The sequence below is a fragment of the uncultured Brachyspira sp. genome (genome assembly GCF_910588665.1).
Taxonomy (GTDB): Bacteria; Spirochaetota; Brachyspiria; order Brachyspirales; family Brachyspiraceae; genus Brachyspira.
The window spans coordinates 152509-158932 of the sequence record NZ_CAJUPR010000006.1 but is presented as its reverse complement, the minus strand read 5'-3'; the positions used below and the strand labels follow the sequence as shown (position 1 = coordinate 158932).

Here is a 6424-nt window from a genome sequence, read left to right as displayed (position 1 = left end):
CAATAAAAACTTTACCATCAATAAAAAATAATCTTTAAATAATGTAATTGTTTTTTTTCTTCTTTTTTTGATAAAAAAAGAAGCGGGCTTTTTTGGTTCTTTTTTGCCCGTACAAAAAAGAACAAATAAATCAAATAATAAAATACAATCCCAGCAATATAGAATAATAAAAAATAGAAAAATAAATAAAAAAAGCGGAGCTCACATAGCAATAATAAAGCATAGCAGCAATATTAAATAACGAATATTAAAAAACACAAGCCTAAACCCTTGATTTAATAATAATTTATGATAATGTTAAAATATATTGTATTATAAATAAATAAAAATTAAATGAGGATTATATGAACACTAAATACATATTTGTAACGGGCGGTGTTGTGTCGGGATTAGGAAAAGGAATAACAGCATCTTCATTGGGAAGACTTTTAAAGGCTAGGGGATTAAGCGTAACTATACAGAAATTTGATCCTTATATAAATGTTGATCCCGGAACTATGAGCCCTTTTCAGCATGGGGAAGTGTTCGTTACAGATGACGGAGCGGAAACCGATTTGGATATAGGGCATTATGAAAGATTTATAGATGAGAATTTAAATAAATTCAGCAATGTTACTACTGGAAAAATATATCAGCATGTTATAAATATGGAGAGGGAAGGCAAATATTTAGGAGAAACGGTTCAGGTTATACCTCATATTACAAATGAAATAAAAAGCAGAATATACAGAGAAAATGATACAAAAAGAACAGATATTGTTATTACTGAAATAGGCGGAACCATAGGCGATATAGAGTCTCTGCCTTATATTGAAGCTATAAGACAGGTTAAAACGGAATTAGGTCAGGATAATGTTTTGTATATACATGTTACGCTTATTCCTTTTATAAGTTCTTCCGAAGAGATAAAAACTAAGCCGACTCAGCATAGCGTAAAAGAACTTATGCAAAGCGGTATTATACCCGATATTTTAGTATGCAGAACTAATAAGCATCTGCAGGAATCTCATAAATCTAAAATAGCTTTATTCTGCAATCTTCCTAAGCAGAATGTGTTTGAAAACTTTGACGAACCTAATATATACGCTGTACCTTTAATGCTTGAATCTCAGGGGCTTTCCGATGTGGTATGCAGGCATTTTAAATTGCAGACTGCAAAGATAGATTTGTCTGATTGGACTGATTTAATATGCAGACAGAAGAATATAGCAATAAAAAATGAAAGAGTAAAAATAGCCGTTGCGGGAAAATATATTTCTATGAAAGACGCTTATATATCTTTAACTGAGGCATTAAATCATGCAGGCATATATAATGATATTAATGTTGATATAGAATGGATTTCTGCCGAAGATTTGGAAAATGATAACACGGAAAAATATTTTAAAGATGTTCATGGACTTATAATACCCGGAGGATTCGGAGAGAGGGGAATAGAAGGAAAGATACATGCTATTAAATATGCAAGAGAAAATAAAATACCTTATTTCGGTATATGCTTAGGCATGCAGCTTATGAGTGTTGAGTTTGCAAGAAATGTTCTTAAATTGGAGGATGCAAATACTATAGAGGTAAAAGAAAACGCTAAAAATCCTATAATTACGCTTATGGAAGAGCAGAAAAAAAATATACTTAAAGGTGCAACTATGAGATTGGGGGCATTTGAATGCGATATAAAAAGCGGAAGCTTAGCTCATAAATTATATAATAAAACTGAAATCAGCGAAAGACATAGACATAGATATGAGTTTAATAATGAATATATAAATGAAATGGAAAAATCGGGATTTATTGTAACGGGAAAATTAAAGAATGCTGATTTAGCCGAGATTGTTGAGATAAAAGATCATCCTTTTATGATAGGAGTTCAGTTTCACCCCGAATTAAAATCAAGAATTACTAATCCGCATCCTTTATTTGTAGGTTTTATAGAGGCGGCAAAGATTAAAAAATAAAAAGGAAATTTAAAAAATGGAAAGATATATTAATAATATTGATTATAAAAAGGCAGTTTCATTAAAAGATTTGATACCTATTAAAGATATATCTGCATTATCTCTGGTTGATAGAAAAAGCTTAGCAATAAAGATAATATCTGCAGATAAGAATATGAATATACCTCCGCATTCAAGTACAGGCGATGTTCTGGTTTTTATGCTTGAAGGTAAGGCTGAAATAACAATTGAAGAAGAAAAATCTGAATTGATGTTCGGAGAATCAATATTAATACCTGCAAATGCCATGCATTCTTTAAAAGCTTCGGAAGCATTTAAAATATTAGTTATACAGGTAAAAGCAGAGTAGCTTAATTTTATAAATTAAAAAATATTTTTATAAAAAAATACTCTGAATTGCTGTTTAAATTTAATTAAAATAATATATATTATTTATAAATATATTGTATTTATAGGAATTTATATTATGGGAAAAGTAAAAAATGTTTTTACAATGGCTGTTTTATATCTTATTAGAAATTTATTAAATTTTTCTTTAAGGCTTTTGCCTGTCTTTATAATTATTTTAGCGCTTTTAAAATTATCAAAAGTTTTGATTGATTTAAATTGGTATTTGGTTCTAAGCATATTATTATTGGAAGTGATATTAATAATATTTTCAGTTGTTTTTAATTCTATGTTTTTTAAAAATAAAAAAGATTCAGATGATGCTTCAAATTTATCCGAAGACATTAATAATAATACCAAACAGGCATCATTAAATAATAATTTTTCAGTATTAAATATAGCTTCGTTATTTTTTGCATTTTTAGGAATTATATTTGTAATATTAAAATTATTTAATGCTGTTGCTTGGAGCTGGATTTGGGTTCTTTCGCCTTTATGGCTTTCAGCGGCTTTAGTTCTTTTTGTATTAATTATATGCCTGATAGTATTTATAATATCAATATTCAGTAAAAAAAATATAGGAGAAATAAGCGGATCCGATTCTCAAAGCTTAAATAATAATTATGAAAAAAGCACAGACATATATAACAAAGAGCAGTAAATTATTTTAATAAAAAGGAAACGGCATATATGGAAAATATTTTATTGAATGCGTTTTTTACAGCGGCTGGAATATTTTTATTATATTTAGGCGGAACATATATTGTTGATGGCAGCGTCATGGCGGCAAATAAATTAAAAATACCTCCTATAGTTATAGGGCTTACCGTTGTTGCTATGGGTACATCTATGCCTGAACTTTTTGTAAGTTTATTTGGTGCTTTGAGGGGGGAAAGCTCCATTGCAGTAGGCAATGTTATAGGAAGCAATATATTTAATGTTGTATTTGTACTCGGAGTTTCAGCTTTATTTATAAATATGCAGGCGGGAAAAAAGTCATATTATGTTTCTATTATTTTTATGTTTATAATGTATATTGCTTTATGCATTATGCTTTTTAATATGTCTGCAAAAACTTTAAGCGGAGATAAAATATCCGTATATGAGGGAATAATACTTCTTATTTTATTATGCATATATGTTTATTATTTGTACAGTGTAATATCAAAAGATAAAGAAGAATTAGCCGCATTTGAAAAAGAAGTTTCATCATCTGGAAGAAATAATTCTGTTTTAATGGCAATATTTAAAATAACAGCTGCTGTACTTGCCCTAGCATTCGGCTCAGATATATTTATTAAAGGTGTTACGGGAATATTCAGTAATTTTTTAAGCAGTCATGTAATAGGTTTTATAGTTGTTGCAGTAGGAACAAGCATACCTGAGCTTGCTACAAGCTTAATAGCCGCTTTAAAAAAAGAATCGGATATATCTATAGGCAATATAGTGGGAAGCAATATATTTAATGTGGGAGGAGTTTTGGGCATATCTTCCATAGCCTCATTTAAATTCGGCGGTATTATTTTAGATAAAACTCAGAATTATTTAATAGATTTTTCTGTTATGTTATTTGCAGGATTATTATTACTGCTTTTTACAATTAAAGGAAAGAGTTTGGGCAAGATAAAGGGAAGTATATTTTTAATTATTTATATATTATATGTTGTTTATCTGTTTAAAACTACATCGGTATCATAATCAGTTATTTATTAATATATCTGTAAACTCTGATATGAAATTATTTTTTTTATTTAAGTCATTATTATCAATATATGTTTTAAATATAATGCTTGTATAATTATTTTTATTTGACAGTATATATATATAATCTCCAAGCATAACGGCTTCCGACACATCATGAGTTACATAAAATAATGTTTTATTTGTTTTTAATTGAATATTTTTTATTATATCTAACAATTCCTTTTTTCTTTTTATATCCTGTCCCTGAAGCGGCTCGTCCATAAGTATAAAACTTGAATCGCAGGCTAATGCTCTTGCTATTGATAATCTCTGCTTCATTCCGCCGCTTAATTCATTTGGTTTTGAATAGATATTATTTATAAGCCCCGTCATCTTTAATGAAAGTTTTATTTTTTCATCTCTTTTATTTTTATCTTTTATTCTGTTTTTTAAAACATATTCTATATTTTTATATGAATTAAAAAAGTTTAGAAGTCTTGGTTCCTGATATACGAAAGCTTTATCATTTTTATTTATTTTTGATGATATTATATTTAAAAGAGATGTTTTGCCGCAGCCAGATGAGCCTAATATTATATTAATTTTATTCAGATGAAATTCTGCATTAAAGTTTTTAAATACCGTTAAATTATTATAAGAAAGGCTTATATTTTCTAATTTTAATACTATGCCTTTATTTATCATGATTTAATCCTTATAATAATTTCAAATATACCGTTAAATATAATTGCAATTAAACAATATGCAAATAAGCTTACGCTGTCTAAATACAGATGAGATTCATAGAGTCTGCTTCCTATTCCAAGTGCGGGCAATGATAATATTTCAGCCGCCAATATGCTTTTCCAAGTTATTCCCATAGACTGAGACATAGCAGTTAATATATGAGGTTTTACTGACGGTATATAAAGATTTAATATCTGAGTTTTTAAAGACACATTATATGATGCCGACATCTCTATAAGTTTAGAGTCTGTATTTATTATGGCGCCCGTTACAGATTCGTACATTATAGGAAAAATAACAAGCATAGAAACAAATACAGGTACAGTATTATTGTCAAACCATATTACCGCAACCAGTATTAACGGTATAGCTGGTATTGTTTTTATGAAATTTATTATAGGTATCAGCATATATCTTACAGGCATAAATATTCCTGATAATATTCCTAAAATTAATGACAATAAAAATGATAATGCAAATGTTATTAATATACGCATTATGCTTGACAATAAGTCTTTATAAAAAGATTTTTCTATTATTATTTCAATTAGTTTTTTTAATATATTATGCATGTTGGGAAATATTATTTCAGAGTTAATTTTAAATGCTGTAAAATTCCATACGGCAGTAAATACAGCTATTCCGAGTATTATATAAATAATTTTTTTATAATTCATTATTATTTAATTCTTTTGAATATAAGTGTTTCATCATCTAATGTTATTATCTTAAGAGTATCGCTTGTAAGTTCTATTGATGATGCTTTATTAAGAAGTTCTATATATTGTTTTTCTTCTTCAACGGCGGCAGATGCTCCTCCCATTTTAGTTACTGCCATATCTTTAAATATTATCATATTTCCGCGCCTCATTTCGTATTTTCCAAGATATGTATTAAATCCGCTGTAGCCGTAAAACTCTTCATTATAAAAAGATATCGTAATGCCTCTTCCTTCAAACATATTTGTAAGCTGAAAAGTTTTTCCATTTAAAGTACTTGTAGATATATTTATTGTCTGCTTTGATGAAGCGCATGAACTTATAAATAATATGATAATAAAATAAAATATTAAACTGAAATTTTTTGCCATTAAAAATATCCTAAAAATACATTTCTAAATTTCTTCAAATACTAAATTTTCGCTTGATAACAGAGTATATATTATCAAATATTTTCCCTTAATCTCATAAGAAGTTGCATTTTTTAACATGCTGAAATAATTGTTTTCAGCATTGCTTTCTTCTCTGCAGGCAGATGAATTTCTTTTTGATGATATTGAAATAATATTAAATATATCGCCGTCTGCAGTATAAGAAGATGTATAATTTCCTATATTTGAAGACCCGAAAATTGTATTTTCTTCAAATTGTATAGTTATATTCATATTGGCATACATATTTATTAATTTGAACTTCCTGCCGAAAATATTATTATCATTTTCATAATTTATATGTATATGAGTATCTTTTGAAGTTGTGCATGAATATATAAATAATATTACTGTACAAAACGATATAATGTATTTCATAATTATCCTAATCTAAACTATAATATTATTAAGATTGTCGGAAAAAATTATTATACTTAATAATATATTTTTTGCATGCTTTTAAATAATGTTAGTACAGCAGAACATATTGAAATTTGATAAT

The 6424-nt window shown here is 27.6% G+C and carries 8 protein-coding genes; 4 read left to right on the top strand and 4 right to left on the bottom strand.

Translation table 11 applies throughout. The features are described 5' to 3' along the window. The first annotated feature begins 344 nt into the window (after window positions 1-344). The 4 genes from QZ306_RS06275 to QZ306_RS06260 all read left to right on the top strand — a co-directional run bounded on the left by QZ306_RS06275 (window position 345) and on the right by QZ306_RS06260 (window position 4040). Window positions 345-1955, top strand: a complete 1611-nt coding sequence (locus tag QZ306_RS06275; RefSeq protein WP_295162215.1) for a CTP synthase — start codon at window positions 345-347, stop codon at window positions 1953-1955. 16 nt (window positions 1956-1971) lie between these two features. Next, entirely contained in the window at window positions 1972-2304 is a 333-nt protein-coding gene (locus QZ306_RS06270; protein WP_295162213.1) for a cupin domain-containing protein, read from the top strand. 117 nt (window positions 2305-2421) lie between these two features. Continuing rightward, window positions 2422-3003: a hypothetical protein gene (locus QZ306_RS06265; RefSeq protein ID WP_295162211.1), complete on the top strand. Its 582-nt coding sequence runs from the start codon at window positions 2422-2424 to the stop codon at window positions 3001-3003. A 29-nt stretch (window positions 3004-3032) separates the two neighbouring features. Next, window positions 3033-4040, top strand: coding sequence for a calcium/sodium antiporter (locus QZ306_RS06260; protein WP_295162209.1), 1008 nt, complete (start codon window positions 3033-3035; stop codon window positions 4038-4040). Here QZ306_RS06260 and QZ306_RS06255 read toward each other — a convergent pair whose 3' ends face one another. From QZ306_RS06255 to QZ306_RS06240, 4 genes are read right to left on the bottom strand one after another with little or no spacing between them, the layout of a single operon-like run. Further along, the gene (locus QZ306_RS06255) at window positions 4041-4730 is read right to left on the bottom strand and encodes an ATP-binding cassette domain-containing protein (protein ID WP_295162207.1); all 690 of its coding nucleotides are present in this window, start codon (window positions 4728-4730) and stop codon (window positions 4041-4043) included. Further along, window positions 4727-5449: an ABC transporter permease gene (locus QZ306_RS06250; protein ID WP_295162206.1), complete on the bottom strand. Its 723-nt coding sequence runs from the start codon at window positions 5447-5449 to the stop codon at window positions 4727-4729. Before QZ306_RS06250 ends, QZ306_RS06255 begins: the two co-directional genes overlap by 4 nt. A 2-nt stretch (window positions 5450-5451) precedes the next feature. Continuing rightward, window positions 5452-5862: an META domain-containing protein gene (locus QZ306_RS06245; protein ID WP_295162204.1), complete on the bottom strand. Its 411-nt coding sequence runs from the start codon at window positions 5860-5862 to the stop codon at window positions 5452-5454. 24 nt (window positions 5863-5886) lie between these two features. Further along, entirely contained in the window at window positions 5887-6300 is a 414-nt protein-coding gene (locus tag QZ306_RS06240; protein WP_295162202.1) for an META domain-containing protein, read from the bottom strand. Between the last annotated feature and the right edge of the window lie 124 nt (window positions 6301-6424).